This is a genomic window from Rubripirellula tenax, from assembly GCF_007860125.1.
GTDB classification, from domain to species: domain Bacteria; phylum Planctomycetota; class Planctomycetia; order Pirellulales; family Pirellulaceae; genus Rubripirellula; species Rubripirellula tenax.
Window position 1 is genome coordinate 380,061 of the sequence record NZ_SJPW01000007.1, and the last position, 18,931, is coordinate 398,991.

General features: G+C 57.7%; 13 protein-coding genes. 1 reads left to right on the forward strand and 12 read right to left on the reverse strand.

What is annotated here, in order from left to right; genetic code table 11:
* Positions 1-52 precede the first annotated feature (52 nt).
* From Poly51_RS24990 to Poly51_RS25025, 8 genes are all read right to left on the reverse strand, one after another.
* Entirely contained in the window at positions 53-1,402 is a 1,350-nt protein-coding gene (locus tag Poly51_RS24990) for a sigma-54-dependent transcriptional regulator (RefSeq protein ID WP_146461687.1), read from the reverse strand.
* A gap of 74 nt (positions 1,403-1,476) precedes the next feature.
* Positions 1,477-3,135 carry a sensor histidine kinase gene (locus tag Poly51_RS24995; RefSeq protein ID WP_146461218.1) on the reverse strand — a complete coding sequence of 553 codons (1,659 nt, stop codon included), beginning with the start codon at positions 3,133-3,135 and terminating at the stop codon, positions 1,477-1,479.
* A 174-nt stretch (positions 3,136-3,309) separates the two neighbouring features.
* Entirely contained in the window at positions 3,310-4,203 is an 894-nt protein-coding gene (locus Poly51_RS25000) for a hypothetical protein (protein WP_246114749.1), read from the reverse strand.
* Positions 4,204-4,221: 18 nt separating this feature from the next.
* The gene (queG, locus tag Poly51_RS25005; RefSeq protein ID WP_146461220.1) at positions 4,222-5,334 is read right to left on the reverse strand and encodes a tRNA epoxyqueuosine(34) reductase QueG; all 1,113 of its coding nucleotides are present in this window, start codon (positions 5,332-5,334) and stop codon (positions 4,222-4,224) included.
* Positions 5,331-7,064 carry a prenyltransferase/squalene oxidase repeat-containing protein gene (locus Poly51_RS25010; protein ID WP_246114750.1) on the reverse strand — a complete coding sequence of 578 codons (1,734 nt, stop codon included), beginning with the start codon at positions 7,062-7,064 and terminating at the stop codon, positions 5,331-5,333. The genes queG and Poly51_RS25010 overlap by 4 nt, the downstream gene beginning before the upstream one ends.
* Complete coding sequence (locus tag Poly51_RS25015) at positions 7,061-7,471, reverse strand: ExbD/TolR family protein (protein ID WP_146461222.1); 411 nt, start codon at positions 7,469-7,471, stop codon at positions 7,061-7,063. The genes Poly51_RS25010 and Poly51_RS25015 overlap by 4 nt, the downstream gene beginning before the upstream one ends.
* 53 nt (positions 7,472-7,524) lie before the next feature.
* Positions 7,525-8,424, reverse strand: coding sequence for a MotA/TolQ/ExbB proton channel family protein (locus Poly51_RS25020; protein WP_449314221.1), 900 nt, complete (start codon positions 8,422-8,424; stop codon positions 7,525-7,527).
* Between the two features lie 131 nt (positions 8,425-8,555).
* A complete protein-coding gene (locus Poly51_RS25025) occupies positions 8,556-10,409 on the reverse strand; it encodes a tetratricopeptide repeat protein (RefSeq protein ID WP_186775793.1) in 1,854 nt (617 codons plus the stop codon).
* 287 nt (positions 10,410-10,696) lie between these two features.
* Between Poly51_RS25025 and smc the strand changes: the two genes are divergently transcribed.
* Positions 10,697-14,293, forward strand: coding sequence for a chromosome segregation protein SMC (smc, locus tag Poly51_RS25030; protein ID WP_146461227.1), 3,597 nt, complete (start codon positions 10,697-10,699; stop codon positions 14,291-14,293).
* Positions 14,294-14,308: 15 nt separating this feature from the next.
* On the opposite strand, the gene Poly51_RS25035 is transcribed toward smc, so the two are convergent.
* The 4 genes from Poly51_RS25035 to Poly51_RS25050 all read right to left on the reverse strand — a co-directional run bounded on the left by Poly51_RS25035 (position 14,309) and on the right by Poly51_RS25050 (position 18,438).
* Entirely contained in the window at positions 14,309-15,526 is a 1,218-nt protein-coding gene (locus Poly51_RS25035) for an ABC transporter permease (protein WP_146461229.1), read from the reverse strand.
* Between the two features lie 9 nt (positions 15,527-15,535).
* Positions 15,536-16,585: an ABC transporter ATP-binding protein gene (locus Poly51_RS25040; RefSeq protein WP_246114751.1), complete on the reverse strand. Its 1,050-nt coding sequence runs from the start codon at positions 16,583-16,585 to the stop codon at positions 15,536-15,538.
* Between the two features lie 331 nt (positions 16,586-16,916).
* Entirely contained in the window at positions 16,917-17,102 is a 186-nt protein-coding gene (locus Poly51_RS25045; protein ID WP_146461233.1) for a hypothetical protein, read from the reverse strand.
* Positions 17,103-17,196: 94 nt separating this feature from the next.
* Positions 17,197-18,438: a DUF1559 domain-containing protein gene (locus tag Poly51_RS25050; RefSeq protein WP_146461235.1), complete on the reverse strand. Its 1,242-nt coding sequence runs from the start codon at positions 18,436-18,438 to the stop codon at positions 17,197-17,199.
* Positions 18,439-18,931: the final 493 nt, after the last annotated feature.

Genomic DNA, 18,931 nt, shown 5'->3' on the forward strand with positions numbered 1-18,931 from the left:
TGACATCCCGCGAGCGGAGTCGCGGGTCCACGTAGGGTTGCCGCAAGAGCACTCAGCCTGCTTGCTTCTTTTCTTCGGCGGCGTTCAGTTTGTTGTAGAGCGTCTTTAGACTGACGCCCAACTCTTCCGCCGCAGCGGGTTTGTTACCATCGTTGCGCTGGATCGCTTGATCGATGGCGATCATTTCCAAATCTCTTAGTGTCATCGGCCCCGAATCACGGATCTCTTTTCGCAGTTGGCGTTTTCCGAAATGACGCGGCAAATCCTCCGCTCCGATCGGCATCGAATCGCAAAGAATCGCCGAGTGCTCAATCACGTTGGCCAGTTCGCGAACATTGCCCGGCCATTGATGGGACAAGAGTTGATCCAGTGCCTCGGGTGTGAACAACTGATCGTCGGAGCCATCGGTACGATGACGGCGAAGAAGGTGTCGCGCGAGTACTGGAATATCTTCCGTGCGTTCGCGCAGTGCGGGCACGTGAATCTCAAACGTATTGATTCGGAACATCAAGTCTTCGCGAAACGTTCCCTCTTCGACCATCTTTTCCAGATCGCGGTGAGTCGCACAAACGACACGAACGTCAACGTGAACGGTTTGATTGTCACCGAGACGACGGATGTCACCGGTCTCCAGCACTCGCAATAACTTTGCCTGCATCGATAGCGGCAACTCACCGATTTCATCAAGAAAAATCGTGCCGCCATCAGCGACTTCGAACAAACCGGTCCGCGCCGTATCGGCACCCGTGAAGGCGCCACGACAATGACCAAACAGTTCGCTTTCGATTAGATTTTCGGGAAGGGCGCCACAGTTGACCGGCACCAACGGTTTATCCGCCCGAAGGCTGGCGTTGTGGACGGCGCGGGCGACGAGCTCTTTCCCGCACCCCGTTTCGCCGCGAATCAACACCGAACTGTCCGTGGGCGATACCTTGGCGATCAACGATCGAACGGCGTCCATCGCATTGCCGCTGCCGACCAATTGCGAGTCACCTTCGGCATGACGCAATCGCTGGTTCAGCGCAGCCATCTGTTTCCTGATTTGCCGCCGCTCGTTGACACGTCCAAGCAGACCGGCGATGTCGGCTAAGCGACAAGGTTTCGTCAGGTAGTCGAACGCTTGATGTCGCAATGCTGCGATCGCGGTTTCTTTGCTGGGGTTGCCCGTCATCACGACCGCTTCGATTTCTGGGCGCAACTCACGCGCCTTTCCGATCACCTCGATTCCGTTCATACCGGGCATGTCGAGATCGACAAGAAGACAGTCGAACGGTTCTTTCTCTAGCGCCGCCACCGCGGTCAAACCATCCGGACAAACGGTCACCGAATATCCCATGCGGGGCAGTTCGGTCCGCATCAGCTCTTGCAAATTCTTTTCGTCGTCGGCAAACAGGATATGCATCGCTGCGGGCTTGGCGAGTTTTGGTTTAGTCATGGTATTTTTTTTGAACGAAAGAGCCAATGATCGCTTTGAGTCTAGGCGGCTTGCAGAATTCGGCTGCTACTTGAGATGTCGCCGTCGCTGGGTTGGTAGGGCAGGGACAGTTCCATTCGGGAGCCCAAGCCTTCACCTTCGCTAAACGGCACAAGCGAACCGCCGTGCTGCGAGATGATTCGGTATGTGATACTCAAACCCAACCCCGTCCCGGTTCCATCGCGTCGCCGCGTAAAGAACGGTTCGAACAGATGCTGAATGACTTCCTGGCTCATTCCGCAACCGTTGTCTTCGACGATGATGGACGCCTTTTGGTCGTCGCCTCGCACAATGACATCGACGGCACCGTCGTGATCGACACTTTCCAATGCATTGGTGACCAAGTTCAGAACGACTTGGCGAATTTCTTGCGGATTGACTTCTGCAATCACGGCGCCGTCGATCTTGGTGCGGATCGCCTTGCAACGAAATTTGCCGACCGTGCCCACCATCGCGACAACGTCTTGAACCAGTTCGGACAAGTCCGTGGGAGCTCGACGGACTTCGTTCAGGCGACTGAAATCAAGCAGTTTTTCCGTGATCCCCTTGCATCGATAGGCCTCGTCTTCGATGCGTTTCAGGTTCGTGGTCAGCGCATCGAAAAGTTCATCGTCGACAAGTCGTTGGTTGGATGCCACACCAGCCAATTCGCCGACGCGTGACTGCAACGCTTCGCTGCTCCACGCGATCGTCGCCAGCGGATTGTTGATTTCGTGGGCCACACCCGCGGCTAAAAAACCGACGCTGGCCAACTGTTCATTTTGGATCACTTCGCGAGTACGTTCTTGGACTTGGCGGTCCAGGTTGTTGCACCAGGAATTGACAGTCGCAAACGCGTTTTGGAATCGGTCGGTCATCTCGTTCATCGCTTCCGCCAATTCGCTCAGCTCGTCGCCGGTGCCCAAATCGATGCGATGATCAAATTGACCTCCGGCGACCAATCGAGAACCATCCAACAGCGTTCGAAACGGTTTGACGACCAACGAATTCAACGACCAAAGCAGGACTGCCATGATTGCGATCGCCGTGATCGTGCAGAACCATGCCATCGCTGTCCAAGTACGGTACTGACCACGCACATCATCGCTGACATCGGCCATCGAACCGTGGATCATAGCCAGATGCTTGTCCGTTTCATCGACAAGATTGTCCAGGTAAACACCGAGGTTGCCGTGTGTGTATCCGTCGATCGCGGTACGTTGACGACGAAAAGCCTCGAGCGCCTCGTAAGCGGATCGGACGTCCACGAGACTCTTGTGTTGTCGTTCGTTATCCACCAACAAGGAACGTTCTTGAGTTCGCGAATCGACAGTGGCTTGGTATCGATCCAGGATCAGTTGAAATTCAAGACTGGCATGATTGAATTGATCCATTTCGAATTTTTCGAAATTGATCAACGGATCGCCCAGCGGCAACTGGTGGATCATGCCTTCGCTGCTGTGTAATTCGCTGCTGCGTAAATTGCTTTCCCGCATCGCCAGCGCGTAGCGGTTCAAATCGTTGACGTAAGGAATCTCCATCGCACGCTGGCTGACGGCGTCGGCCAGTCGTCGATAGCGGTTCAGTCCCCAGAAACCACTGAATGCCAGCAGCAGGACAATTGCGGACAATAAAGTCAACGCAACAATGAGTTTGGTTCGAATCGATCGTCGTTTCAACATGCTCTCGCCCTTCCTGGACCCACCCGTGAAACTTCATGCTTCTGGGTACCAGCGTATCGTTGAGCCCAAACGACGACAAGGCGAAAAGGACCGTCGTGAACTCGCGGTTTGTTTCAGTCGCGTAGCGAAGGCGATTTGCTAGCACAAGGATACTGAGCACCAAGCTGACACGAGCTACGAAACTTTCGTCAGTTGTTCCAACGGGACGTAGAACCGGGTGTAGCGTTTACCGTCGTTGAACGGTTCGCCCTTCGGATCATTCACCAGGATCGTTGCCCGGCGTGTGATCCGATTGACCCGCCCGGTTACAACCCGACCGTCGCGGCGAAATTTGACTTGGTCGCCGACACGGATATCAAATTTGATCGCCGCGCGTTCGCGTTGCGTGATCAGGGCGTGACGATAATCGGTATGTGCAAAGTAGCGGTTTGCGATGGATTGGAAACGCGACTCGCTACAATTTCCGTCGTTCCAAATCAACATTTCGATCAAGTGCGTGAACTCGTGTTCGGCCACTCGTTGCATGGCTTCCAAGCGATCACGGCACATGCGACCGGTGACTTCGACAGGCCGGTCAACGTCTTCGAAGGTCTGGAACAACAACGTTGATGACAGTACCAGTTCAAACTTACGCGGCCCCGACCGACGCCGACTCGAATAGTGAGTCACCAATTTCCCCGCGACGCTTGTCATTCGGGACGAGATACCGAACGTCAAACCTTCGGCCATCGCGACGGGCAATATGCGTCCGCCGAAAAAACGGTCGTCATACATACGGATCATCCTCATCAAATCGTCACGCCCGACGCTGGTGAAGTTCGGGCGGTCGATCGTTCGCGAAAGCATTAACGTTTGCTCGTGAATCTCACGCTGCATGCGATCGATTTCCTCACGAGGAAACGTTCGCAGCGCGACCTCGCCCGCCAACTTGCTCAATACCGCGGGATCACGCGGTTGGATCGTCGGCGAATTCCGTGGCGCGGCTTGCTGTTTCGCCGGCGCGTCGTACCGGGCGACCGGTTGGCCGATTCGCGAGAAAACACGTTTGATCTTTTCGTAGCGTGACATGGTCCCATGATAACGAAATCACGCCAACGCGGCGGTGACTTCGATGATGACGTCAGGATCCTTTTCCATGGCCAATCGGTCACGCAGATGTTCAATCGCTTCGCCCGTGCCGATTTGCCCCAAAGCCCACGCCGCGGCACCTCGAACGACCGGGTCTTCATCGGCAAGCCCGGTCGACAATGCGGGAACCGAAGCTGCATGTTTTTGGTTCCCGATAACGATGGCAGCATTTCGCAGCATTCCCCGTCGCCGCGTTCGCCACAACGGCGACTTGCGATAGCGAGCGTGAAACTGGTCATCGGTCAACGAAAACAACTCGACAAGATCCAACGTTTCCATGGGCTGGACCGGCCGATCGTCTCGCCGCGCCGGTTTGCGGTTCCATGGACAAACTTCTTGGCAAACGTCGCAACCGAATACCCATTCGCCGATGCCGGGTCGGAGCGCGACGTCGATGGCGCCGCGATGCTCGATCGTCAGATAGCTAATACATCGACTGGCGTCGAGCACACCGGGACGAACGAAGGCATCGGTCGGGCAGGCTTGCAAACACGCGGTACAGGTTCCACAGTGCGCGGTCGCCATCGGTTGCGAGGACGGCAATTCGATGTCGGTCAACACACACGCCAGAAAGAAATAGCTGCCGCGCGTTCGGTGCAGCAGCAGGGTGTTCTTGCCTCGCCACCCCAGGCCGGCAAGCTGGGCGATTTCGCGTTCCATCAGTGGTGCGGTATCGACGATGCCCCGCGCGTTAGCATCGGGCGACGTGTCGCTGATGATGCGACAGACGCGTTTCAGCTTGGGATGGATCACGTCGTGATAGTCGATGCCGGACCACGCGTACCTTGCGACTTTGCCGTGACCAATCGCCGTGTCGTGATGCGAACGGGCGGGATATGGAAACGCCAGGACGACGACCGACTTTGCTCCCGTTAGCACACCGCGGGGATGCCGGTAAGCATCGACTCGGTCGGCAAAGTACTGCATCTGACCGGCGTACCCCGCATCAATCCATCGCACCAGATCGGCGTGTCCGGTCGAATCGATCGCCGGCGCGACTCCCCACAACACAAACCCCTCGTCTTCGGCGGCTTGGTGAATCGAGTCGGTGAGGGGATCGAGGGGGTTCAACGGTTCGAAAAATCGTCAGATGGTCGGGCGATGCGTTGCTCGTCGCTGCGAAGCGAGTGGCGGTAATAGACTTCCAAACACAATGTTGCCATCGCGGTCGTGTAAACGGAACCACCGTACCCGCCCCAAACCGAATCGGACGGCCAGCTTCCGTCGCTTCGCTGGGTGGCCAGCAATCGATCCTTCAGCGCCGCGTTCCAACGGTCCCAGGCCGGATCCTGCAATTGATGCAGCGCCATCGTCGTATAGTACCAGTAATAGTAGTTGTCTTGACCGACGCCGGGCAGTTGGCCCAGCAGGCTGCGTTCGGCTTCGTCGATTTCCGCCGCCGGAATCTGTTGTCCGATCAACAAGCGAGTCGCCATCGCTTCGGCCGTCATCGTTCGGCTTGCCGCCTCGCCGGCGCGGTAGGCGGCCAGTCCGCCGGTAGATCCCGCCCGAACGCTGCGCAAGAATCGTTCGACACCGGCGAAGTTTCGCGGATCGACGGCAACTCCGGCCCGCTGTCCCGCATCCAATACCATCGCCTGCCATCCCAATTGACTCAAGTCACCAGGGTCACCCGCCGTGTACCGCCATCCACCGGTCGACTGATGCTGCATCGAGCGTGTGTATTGGATCGCGCGTGTTGCCGACGCGATCGCCGACGGATCGTGAGTGATCGCTGCGGTCTCGCACATCGCAAGCGCCGCCATGCCGTGGCAATAGGTAGACTCATAGACCGATGCGCGGCCGGCCAAAGAACCATCGGGTTTTTGATTTTGGATCAGATAGACGAGGCCACGATAGGCGTTGTCCGCATACGCGCCTTTTTGGTGCGTATGTCCGGCACCCGTGATCGCCAGCAGCGACAGTCCCGTCAGCGCCGTTTCGGCGTTCGCCCCGGCGCCACCGCGAGTCATCCCCAGCGGCTTTCGCTCGATGCCCGCACCAGTCGAACGTGGATCCCAGGCGCCGTCGGCCCTCTGGGCTTCCGCTAAAAATCGCAGAGCGGCGTCAACGGCCGCCTCCGTGTTCGCGTCGCCGCCGGTACGCAGCAGCGCCTCATTCTTCGCCGCACCCACTCGGTTGGCGAAGTCGTTTTCAATATCGCCAGGCACCTTCGCGCGCGGCGCCGGCGTATTCGCAGCCACATCGCCGACGTGCACGGGCCGAGTCACAGCAGCTTTGTCAGGTGCGGGTGGCTCGGCAAAAGCATCATCCAATTCGTCGCTAAAAATGGTGTCCAGCCTTGCCATCGTGTGGGCCGGTGTGATTTCGGCCAGCGACGACGGTGCGGTATCCGTAGCCAGCTCAGGTGCATCTGATGGTTCTTCGTCGGCGGATTCGTGCTGGGTCGGCTCGGGCTGGGTCAACAGTTCCGCCAAATCGGAAACCGGCAGCGGAGCGATCATCGATTCGGAGTCATCCGCAGAAGCATCTGCGGCGACGGCATCAGGATCGAACGTTGAAAATTCGATCGCATCGATACCAGCCTCCTGGTCTGTTTCCGCATCCGCCGTCGACGAACCGCCCGAAATCGACGGCAACATCGGTACCAAAAAGATCAGCGCGGCATGCAGAACGATCGACAGCACCAAGCAGATCAAACCGGCTTGTCGACCACCGCGCCGGCGGCGGCGAAACAACCAGATCGTGAACAGCAGCGTCGCCACTGCAGCAGCGGCGACGGTATAGACCAATCTTGGGTCGGCCCACAGATCAGCGTTGAATTCGGCACGCGGGATCAACGCTGGATCCTCTTGGTCGCAATTCCGATCTGATCCACGCCGCTGACCCGGACCGCTTGCAGAACGTCAACCAATTGCTGCTGAGACCCTTGGGCCTCGCCGCGAACAGCCACTTTCAAACCGGGATAATTCGCGTGCTCTTGGCGCAGTGTTTGTGTCAATTGGCTTAGGGACATCGGCGAATCATCCAACGTTACGGTTCCATCGATCCCGATTGCGACGACACGTTCATCGGGGACACGCGCCATCGATTGCATTTGCCCGACGCTTGGCACGTTGACTTTGATGCGACTCTCTGCCTCGCTGAATTTGCTACCCACCATGAAAAAAATGACCAACAGAAAGACAACATCGATCATCGGCGTCAAGTTGATGGTCGCTTCTTCGGAGTTGTTACGTTTGGCCATGGTTGTCTTCTTTCGGGTGAACGGTCCTGCATGCCGCCGCGATACGCAGCGATCTAAGCGGCGCGTCGTTTTCGACCGGCCGACCGATTCGCATTGCCCGCATTCTCTAGGCCCTCGGCCGAGATGCAGTCGACGACGCGCTGGCAGAGCTTGTCGATCTCGTTCAGATAACTGTCTGACTTGCTACTGAAGTACATGTACGCCAAGTACGCCGGGATCGCGACGGACAGGCCACCCGCGGTCGTGATCAACGCGACGCTGATTCCCGACGCCAACATTTCCGGACGCCCGATCGATTCTTGGCTACTCATCATGTCGAATGCTTCGATCATCCCCAGCACCGTTCCGAGCAAACCCAACAGCGGCGCCACGTTGCTGATCGCGTGAAAGACTCTTAGGAAACGTTTCAACGAATCGGACACGCGATCGCCCGCGTCCATCACCGCTTGTTCGACTTCGAACATCGGACGGCCCCAACGGCGCACCGCTGCCTGGAAGACTTCGGCCACCGGGCAATCGAACTCGTCACAAATCTCTGTGGCTTCTTCATAGCTGAGTTGGCCGTCTTCGACACATTCGGTGAACCGACGCACGAAGGGGCGTGGAATCACTCGGCCGCGGCGTAGTGCGATCATTCGCTCGATCGTCAACGCGAAAACGATCAGCGAGCAAACGCCAAGTGGCACCATCAGCCATCCGCCCTGCATCACTTTCTGGGCGAACGCGGGCACCTTCCACTTCGACTCCGTGGTTTCGATCGGCTGCTGTGCATCGCCCGGCATCGGACTGGTCATCGCGGCCGACGGAATCGTTGGAATCGAGTTTTGACTTTGGTAGTTTGGATTTTGTGCGATCTGGGGAACATTCTGGTAGCGTCCCGATTGATCGAATCCCGTCCGACCATAGTTCTGGTTCGACGGAAATTGCCCCAGCGCAGGCTGCATCGCGACCATCCACCAGAGCGAACCCAACGCCAGCACCAAGACCGGCAAGACGCGAGACATCAAACCAGCAAGATGTCGCCGTGACGAGACGGTTCGGCCGGACAACAATCGGCGTTGATAAGTGGATGAAGACATTTGGTTTATCGACGAAGGGAAGGATTGGACGGAGAGTTCGCCGGATCAATTGCCGCCATCCGTCGGCGGGCGACCTGGGCATGGGGGCTGTCGGCGAATCGACCGATCAGACTCCCATAACAAACCGCGGCCTCGCGTGTCCGCCCCAATTGTTCAAACGACTTACCCGCTTGAACCAAGGCGGCTGATACCCACACGCCACTTGCGTCGATGCCCTCGACACGTCGATAGGCTTCAATCGCCGCCGCATATTGTGTTTGCAAAAAATGCGTTTCGCCGATCAACCACTGCGCCCGACCGCGAACGGTGGCGTCGATGTCGGACGACCGGACCACGCTTTCAAGCAACGAACGAGCTTCATCGAAACGTGTTTTTCGGATTGCCAATTCGGCGGCCAACATGTCGACAAGCGTTTCGTTGAACCGATCGCCCGTGGCGGCGGCGCGGGCAAGCGAGATTCGCGAACCCGCCAGCGTCACGTCGGTACCGACGGACGTTTCCGCCTCGGCGCAGCGTAGCAGCGTTGCAAAGTCGGTTGATTTGCGGCGGTCGACCAGATGGTCCCACCACTTGCGACCTTCTTCGACGCGTCCCGTTTGCATCAGCGACTCGGCGAATAGTCGCTCGACCACCACCGACCGGCTTTCCGACGCTTGATCGAGTCGCTCAAGTTCACTTGCCGATGCTAGTGCCAACATCGACCATCGCTCGGTCCGCCCGGCCCATCGACACGCAGCCTCGCGGGCGGCCGTCGATACTTTGTCGTTCGGCATTGGCGAAATGAGCGTTGCCGCCCATTGCTCGGCCAATTCGGGTTTTCCTTGATCGACCATCGAAGTCAAAACCAACATCACGGAATTTCCGTCCTGGTCGATGGCCGCCAAGTGTCGTATCAGATGTTTCGTCGCATCACTGTCGCCGGTTTCGGCGGCAAGCTTGATTCCCAGCTCCGTCGCTTTCGCGTTCAGGTCTTTGACTTCGCCGCCTTTCGCGCGGCCGATGATCCAGTCCTTCACGGCCGGCGGAACCATTTCGGACGCCACGTCGCTGTAACCGGCAACGACTTCCGACGCAGTCGCCGACGTGGGCCAACGCGTCAACAGATCCGCAATCACTGCGGCCGAATCGTTGGGCCGTTCGGCTTGCCGCAGACACTCAGCACACGCACGCATGGCCCGTGGTGCATCCGAATGTTGGGGAAACTCGTCGACGAATGCGGCTAGTTTTTTAGCAGCTTGTACAGGTTGGGTTTGCGAAATCGCTGTCGCCCAGGCGTCACCCAGCTTCGCCTTCGGACGCTGGTGTGCGTCGGCATGCGCCGCCGCTAACGAGTAAGCCTCAGCCGCCGTGACGGCATCGCCACGCGCCAACGATGTACCGCCGATTTGCAGCGCGATCGAGACACCCGATTGCACCTGAGTCGGCGTTGCCGCGGATGGCGGACTCAACAGCACCTTCAAAATGCGGATGGATTCGCCCGACTTCCCCGTCTGGGCCAGCGCACCGGCCGCAGCCAGGCGGACGAACACGATTTTTTCGGGATCTTGAGAAGCCGCCGCCGGCTGGGCCGATGCGAATGCGGCACGCGAATAGAACTCGGCCGACGATTCGATATCACCGGCTTTTTGAAAGGCTCGCCCCAATCTTGCCAACACCATGGTCAAATCTGTCGCTGGATCCACGCTACCGTCGACCGAACGAGCAATCTGGGCAGCCTGGGCGAGATCACCCGTCTCGATCGCCCCGTCGATGGCCGAAACCCCATCCCCCCAGGATGGCGAAATACCCAGCATCAACACGGCTAGCAGCAGCCCAGCAGCCGTTTTGAGGGTTTTATTGATGATTTGCGTCGGCTTCATGCTTTGCCATCCTTGGCGGACCCTCGAGCGAACCCCAGAGCGGATCTTTGAGCGGGTATCCCTACGTTCGTGTGCAAATACCCTATTTTCCGACATCGTGGCAATGCCAAGCGACAAGTTGGCCACGGGACAGGCGGAACTCGAAAGTCCCTGCAAAAACCATGGAAAACAGAGCTAGGCCGCAGACTAGCTTTCATTTACCCTGGACTTGTGACTTTCACCGTGGCCAACCTTCGCTAGCGTGCCCCCCGTTATTCCGCTCGTAAGAAACTGATTCCGAACTACTCATGCTAAAAGCGCTCGAGCTGGCCGGTTTCAAGAGTTTCGCGGACAAGACGCGATTCGATTTTCCTGACGGGATCACGGTCGTCGTCGGGCCCAACGGCAGCGGAAAGTCCAACATTGTCGACGCGATGAAGTGGGTGCTCGGATCGCAGAGTGCTAAAAGTCTGCGCGGCAAGGACATGTCGGATGTGATCTTCAAGGGATCCCAGACTCGAGGTCCGGCGGGTTCGGCCGAAGTCACCATCATCTTTGACAACCACGACGGTGCGCTGCCAATCGATGCACCGGAAGTCCACGTCACGCGGCGGGTTTATCGCAGCGGCGAGGGCGAGTACCTGATCAACAACCAACCCGTGCGCCTGAAGGACGTCAAGGACCTGATTCGCGGCACGGGCATTGGTATCGATGCTTATAGCCTGATCGAGCAAGGCAAGGTCGATAAAATGCTCAACGCGAACGCCAAGGATCGGCGCGCGATTTTCGAAGAGGCGGCGGGCATCAGCCGGTTCAAGGCCAAGAAGGTGGAAGCCGAGCGTCGGCTTGCGCGAGTGCAAACGAATCTGACGCGATTGGGCGACATCGTTGACGAAGTCGGTTCGCGGCTGAAGAGTCTGCGCGGCCAAGCGAGCAAGGCCGAACGTTACCGCCAAGCCAGCGAGCGACTGAAGGAACTTCGGTTGCAAGTCGCGTGGACGGACTGGGGCGTGCTGTCGACCGAATGGAGCAGTTCCGAATCGGAACTCGCCGCCGCCATCACCAAACAGGGGGAACTGGAAACGCTTCGCATCAAAATGAGCGAAGCCCGCCAAGTCGCCGACGGGCAACTGCAACAGATCGCCGAAGACGCGCGATTGATCGAAGAACGTCGCGGCGGATGGCTGAACCAGATTGCACAGTTCGCCGGTCGACGCGATGCCGACCAGGCTGCGATCGTCGACCTTCGACAATCGGTCGCCAAGTCGCTTCGTCGAGTGCGGTTGCTGCAATCACAAGCCGGATCGGCCGCCGCAGAATTGCGAGACGCCGTTGACCGATTGGCGACCTATGAGGCCGAGCTGGCGAACGTCCGCCAAGCCAGCGCCGACGCCGAAGCCGCACGCGACAAGATTCAAGCCGAAGCCGCCGAAGTCCGCAGCCAACGCGACTCGCTGCAACATCGTCATCTTGCAACCGTTCGCCGCGTCGCCGATCTAGAAGGCAAACGCCAGCGAACCGAACAGCGCGTCGCCGAAGCCGGCCGCAACCTTGCCAACTTGGCGAAACGCATCGCTGCCGCCGAGAGTGTCTTTGCCATCGCGCGCTCGGAATCCAAGGCGGCCACCGATCGCGTCACAAAACTGAATTTAAGCATTGCCGAAGTCACCAAAGAGAGTGAGCTTGCCGATGCGAAGCTGCAAGAGAGCAAGCGAACGCTGGAACGCCGACGCGAAGAAGTCGCGGCGCTAAAAATTCGCTTGCAAGGCTTGAGCGAACGCGAGCGCGTGCTGGCCGACCTGCAACGACGCCAGGAAGGCATTTCCGGCGGCGTGAAAACGATCCTGCAGCAGCTTCGCGAATCATCGTCGCCGCTATCCGACAAGATCCTTGGTATCGTCGCCGATTCCTTCGAAGTCGATTTGAAAGTTGCCCCGCTGATCGATTCGGCTTTGGGCGAGCGCAGCCAGTACGTGATCACCAGCGGTGGCGAACTGCAGCGAGCGATTCTGGACGGATCATTGAAAATCAACAGCCGCGTCGGACTGATTCGCTTGGACGAATTGCCCGGACGTAGGCCTGGCGACCGCATTCGTTTGGACGGCCTGAAGGGCGTCATCGGCCGCGGCGACAAGATGGTCAAGTGCGTCGAAGACCTAGAACCGCTGGTGCGTCACCTGCTTAGCAACACGTGGTTGGTCGATACGCTGGAAACCGCGTACGGGCTGCGGAAACTCAGCGGTGCGGGTTTGCGGTTCGTAACGTCGGCCGGCGAATTGCTGGAAAACGACGGATCCACCGTCGTCGGACCGGTTGCTTCGACAACAGGTTTGGTCAGCCGTCGCAGCGAGCTGGCATCGGCACAGGGCGAGATCAAGCACTACCAATTTCAACTGCAAGAGGCCGAGACCGAAACCGCTCGCTTGGCGAAACGCGTCGACGAAGAAGCCGCCACATTGGGGCGCATCGAACAACGCCACCGAGGCATGATCACCGACCGCGCAGCGGCGGACGCCGAACTGCGGCACCGGAACGAACGATTGACGGTCCAGCAAACGCTTTGCGCCGAGATCACCGGCGAAATCCAATCGTTGACCCAGTCACGCGATGCCGCGTCGCTCGAAAACACTCAATTTCAGACTCAGATCACGACCGGTCGGCAAGAAGTCGAACAGCTCGAACTCGAAGCCGCCGAAGCCGACGAGATGCTGTCGGAAACTCAAACGGCATTGCAAATCGCGACCAGCGGCGTGATGGCGATCTCGGTGGACTTAGCCCGTGCCGAACAAAGGTTTGAAGCGTTGTCGGCGACGATGCAGCAGCAACAACGCGACCAACACCAACGCGAAGCCGCCGTCGAAGAAGTCCGCAGTCAAGCACGATCGGGCCGCGGTCGAATCGGCGAACTGACCACGCGCGTTCTCGATGCGACGGCCCAACTTGCGAAACTGAATGTCGATGCCGAACAGACCGACGTTCAATTAAAAGAACTCGCCCAGTACGCCGCCGAAGTTCGACGCGAGAATCGCGACATCATGAAGGCCAGCGAAAGGGCCATGAAGGATGCGACCGAGGCCAGCGCAGCGGTTCACTCGATCACCGCGCGTCGTGACAACGCGAAACTGCGACGCGACGCGTTGGCCCAGCGTTTGATCGAAGACTACGAAATCGACATGCACGCTGCCGAGTCGCCCGAAGACTTGCAGGCGATCGAGGATCGCGACTCGGTCGAAAACGAAATCAGCGAATTGCGGGCACAGCTGCAAAGGACCACCAGCGTGAACATGGAAGCACTCGAAGAACTCGAGGGCTTGCAGGCTCGCTATGACGAACTGCACGGGCAATATCAAGACTTGACCGCCGCCAAGGATTCACTGCAGCGAATCATTGGACGCATCAACGCCGATTCGCGCCGATTGTTCTTGGACACGCTGGAAGCGATCCGCATCAACTTTCAACAACTCTATCGCAAGTCTTTCGGTGGCGGTCACGCCGATTTGATCTTGGAAGAAAGTGACGATCCGCTGGAGGCCGGTGTTGAGATTGTGGCAACTCCGCCGGGCAAACCCAGTTTCAACAACTCGCTGCTGTCGGGCGGCGAGAAAGCACTGACGGCAGTTGCACTATTGATGTCGATTTTCAAATACCGGCCAAGCCCGTTCTGTGTTCTCGACGAAGTTGACGCGCCATTCGACGAAGCCAACATTGGCCGATTCGTAACGGTGTTGAGCGAGTTCTTGGACCAAAGCAAGTTTGTCGTCGTGACCCACAGCAAGAAGACGATGACCGCAGCGACGACGCTTTACGGTGTCACGATGCAAGAATCCGGCGTCAGCAAGCGAGTGTCGATCCGGTTCGAAGACGTCAGCGAGAACGGCGAAATCGCCGATGGCGAAGCGGCCTAGTTCGCAGCCCGTTGATCAGTCCGCTTCCCATCGAATCGCTAGCAGTCGGGCGGCGACCAGCATCACGACGCCGCTGACCAGAAGGACCGACAATTGGGGCGCCAAAGACGCGACCGGCAATTCACGCCAAAACACCTTGTCGTATCCATCCAGTGCCCAGGCGTTGAACGTGATCAATCCATACTCGCGCAGCCGATCGCTCATCACGTAACGTGGCACCATCGATCCGCCCAGCGCGCTCATCGACAACACCAAAATCACCGACAATCCGTTCAACTGGCCACGCGTCTTGCAAAGAGTTGCCAAAAACAATCCAAACGCCGCCGCCGCGGATGCAGTAACCAGCGTCATCATCACGAACCCGTCGACATGTCCCATCAGATCGACGCCAAACACCACTTGCGCCCAAACGAACATCACCGTGACTTGAAGCGTCCCGATGCAAGTCATGTAAAACCACTTGCCAAGCAGCAACTGGTCCATCGACAACTGTGTCGACAAAAGTCGATCGAGCGTTTGGTTTTCGCGCTCTTCCAAGAACGAACCGCCACCGCCGGTCGCACCAAACAGCAAGAACATCACGGCGATGCCAGCGGCGTACATGCTAATGACGGGATTCACTTTTCCTTGGCCGATCACATCGATAACTTGCACAGGCGTCACTTCGGTTTCCAATTCCGCGGGTACCTGGGGTGCCTCGGCTTCCAGTTGCCCATTGTCGCCGCCCATGACCTCGCCGCTCATGACCTCGTTCGAGATCGCCGCGTTCAACGACGCCGTATCGAGCGAGAACGCTTGTTGATCGGCTTTTACGATCATCAGCGAACGCGCCACCAGCGCCGTCGCTACCTGGGAAGCGATTTGATCAGACGAATCGGCTAGCAAGTCTGCCGACAACTCGCCGTCTCGTTCGCGCAAAACGATCGCCATCGTCACCGAGCCTCGGCGCACCATCTCGGTCGCGGTGGGTCGATCGATCGCGACATCCGCGTCTCGCATGAATCGCAGTCCGACGCTATCGCGAAGCGATGCGATCACATCCCGGCTGGCCGGCGTCGCAAACTCGTCGACAGCGACGACCTTGATTTTTGGCGTGGTACCGCCGCCGATGCCGCCGCCGAAAATCATCGCAAAGATGCTGAAGAACGCGATCGGAACGACGAACGTCAACAACAACTCCACTTTGTTGTGCAGCAGTCGACGCAAACTGACCTCGATGACCGTCCATATCATCACAGCGAATCAATCCCTCAATTTGTGACCAGTCATATGAAGAAAAACGTGATGCAACGACGGCGACTGGACTTCCAGGTCGACAACGTCGTAACCGTTTTTCTTGACCGCGTCTAACAGTCGGGGCAACTGAACGGCAACATCGTCGATTCGCGTCGACACCATCGCGTCGCCTGCATGTCCCAGTGAACCCGAAAGACCAGAGTTCGAAACCATCCCCTCGGGATCACCTTGCAAGACGACCAACGGCCGTTGAAGGGGGCGATCGATCTTGATCCGGACCATTCGGGACGTTCCGATGGATTGCTTGACCAATTCTTCGATCGTTCCGTCGGCAACAACTTTGCCTTGGTCGACGATGACGATTCGGTCGCTTCGTTGTTCGGCTTCGTCCAAGTGGTGCGTCGTCAACAAGATCGATGTTCCCGATTCGTTCAGTTGATCGAGCATCGTGAATATTTTTTCGCGGCTCTGTGGATCGACGCCGACGGTCGGTTCATCCAGCAGCAAGACTTTGGGCGAATGCATGACACCGCACGCCAAATTCACGCGGCGTTTCATGCCTCCCGAAAAACCGCCGACCAGATCGTCTGCGCGATCGACCAGTCCCGTCCACGCTAGTGCCCAATCGACTCGATCCATCAGCACGCCGCGGCGCAGCCCATGGAACTTGGCGAACGCACGTAAGTTTTCTCGTGTCGTTAAGTCGGGGTAAACCGCGATCTCTTGCGGCACCAAACCGAGCGATTCACGGACACCGGGTTGATGGATGGGGCGGCCAAGCAATTCGATGCTGCCGGCATCCGGTTTCGTACGTCCCGACAAACAGCGGATCAAGGTCGTCTTACCGGCCCCGTTGGGCCCCAAGAGCGCCAACCGTTCGCCGAATTTCAGCTGAAACGATACGCCTCGGATCGCTTCCAATTTCCCGAACGACTTTCGCAGTCCGTCGATCACCAACGCAGGCTTGGCCGGCGACGGGCTGGCGCCACGCGATCGCGGATCGGCATTGCCAGTGGCGTCGATCAGGTAGCTCTGGTCGGCAGTCAACGGCTTCATTCTCATCGGCGTGAAAGGCGAAGTGACTTTTCGAAGAGTATCGTGGCGGGGCAGCCCGTCGGTGCTTGGTCGCCTGATATGGTCGCCTTTTTCTAGCGTCGAATGCTAGCCGAGAAATTTCCGCTTTGGCGCACGGTGCATTCCGGGGCAAATGTTGATGTCACACCATGATTTTTGGGGCTTTCACCCCGAGCTACTGACGACGACTCCTTGGGAGTCGTGAATGCTCAATCGCCTTGGTGGTTTTGAGGAGCATCCCAGGAAGCAGCAGCGGCGGCGTTTTAGATCGCCGCTCACTGGAACTCTGCTCACTGGGGGCAAGGGACCGCGATTATTCCCCGTCCCCCTCTTCTTCGTATGCCCCATCAGCATTTGCAGCGGCCAGATCTGCTTCGTACTTGGCGAAATCGTCCGCGGTTAGGCCGTCTGTGATAACGGCATTTTCCTTCTTGGAATCGCAACCAGGCAAGGCAACCATGGCGCACAAAACCACTAGACATACGTAAGCTGATTTCATCGATTCGCTCTCCTGTTCTTTCTTGGAATTTTTAACGTGAAAAGACCGCCTACTTTGCCAGGGCAGAGCAGGCGGTCAATGAGAGGACAGCGGACTACAGCTCTTCCTCAATGACTTCCGAGGAAGCTCGGGTGCCCAGAGAGCCCCACAATCCATACGGGCTCATGGACCCCGGCGCGCTAACGCCAGTGCCATTATGCCAAACCATCCCCGCATTTGAGTTACCCGCCTCGATCGAATCCGTGATGAACTTCACGGCTCCATCACCCATCAAAATGTGAGCACCACCTTGGTGCCGACTTGAAACCGTTGCCACAAGGGTTGTCCCCAAGGCATTGAAACGGCCACATGCTTCACGGTTTGGCGGAAGAATGGTCATGACTGCGGACATAATTGGCAAGCAGTCAGCCCAGCGATGCCCCCGGGCGAAGTTGCGCCGGTTTTGCTGTTGAAAATTGGGGAGGTAGAACTGTGGTCGCAAAGGATCAATATAGCCACTGTCAGTACAGAGGTTGGGGTTGTTTCGCAATGCCGCATGGCCGAATGGGCCCGAATTTCCTCCGTTGGTTGCAACGCCGTTCCCACGCTTGTCGCCATCTTGCAAAGCGGTGATCATCTCGCCCATCGCAATGGTGTTCGACAAGCCATCGAGCGTATCACGAAACTTTGACCTGTTAGCCGTGATGAAGAAACCACGACAGGCGGCACGACCTTCCTGTGCTGTGGCGCTTGTTGGTTCGTTACGAAGTACATCTTTCCTGCCTTGTTGAGCGAGCCACATCGAATCGCCGAGGCATGCTCCGTAGTTCGTGCGGCCCAAGGCGGGCAACCCTATTCCTGGATCGCTGGGACACCGGAAGGTAGGGATCTCATTGACCCAGGGCTTGTATTGAATCTGATCAGGGGTGGGGCCCATCGCATTCCAAGGGACGGTGGGCGTTCCAATCGCAGCCATCAGGTCACCGTCAGATCGTTCTGCATTTGGGTTGGAGATTTGCTCCCAAAGCGCTTGTTGTTCAACGAACGGTAAAATCGGAACAAGCATACTGAGGCGTTCATGGTTGCTAAAATTTGTCGACCGCCAATGCTGAGACTGCGTCGCAATCGGATCGTCGTGTGATCCTGTTCCATGTGTTGGAAGCTGCTTGTACGCCGAATGGTAGTTGTGAATACCCAGCCCAAGCTGCTTAAAATTGTTGCTACAGCTCATCCGCCGAGCGGCCTCACGAGCGGCCTGGACCGCCGGTAGCAGCAACCCGACCAACACCCCAATGATGGCGATCACGACGAGAAGCTCCACAAGCGTGAAACCTCTTCTAGAATTTGTGTTTCGCATTATCAAACACTCCCAAGAACAAGAAAAAAATGGTTATCGGGCCAGTTGATACGAGTTGATTCCGTCACCATTGGCGAGAAAAATCCGACGAACGAGCACTCCATGTTGACGGGAACCGGCGCCGCACTAGCCTTTACATAGGTCAGCATCTCAGTAACCCAGGCGGAGGCAATGGCATTTCGAGGCACCGGACTAACGATTTGCGCCATGGCAGCATTTTTCCTGTCGCCTGCGTCAACAAACGGGGCCCGCCCGGTTGGGGTTTTTGTTGGGAAAATCGGGCTCTCGACCTGCCTCTTGGGCGCATCGTCAATTCGAGGCTCCGTCAACGTGCGATTGTTTCGACGCAGCCTTCATCACCAAGTGGGCAACCGCGACTGGCGGAAAGTCGGACTGACGTCAGTTCTTTTCAGAAAGCGGTTGGCTCACGCGATCAACCCATTTTGGTTTCCGGGGCAGTGGCCACGGAGAGAGCAAACGTGTTTCTGGTTCC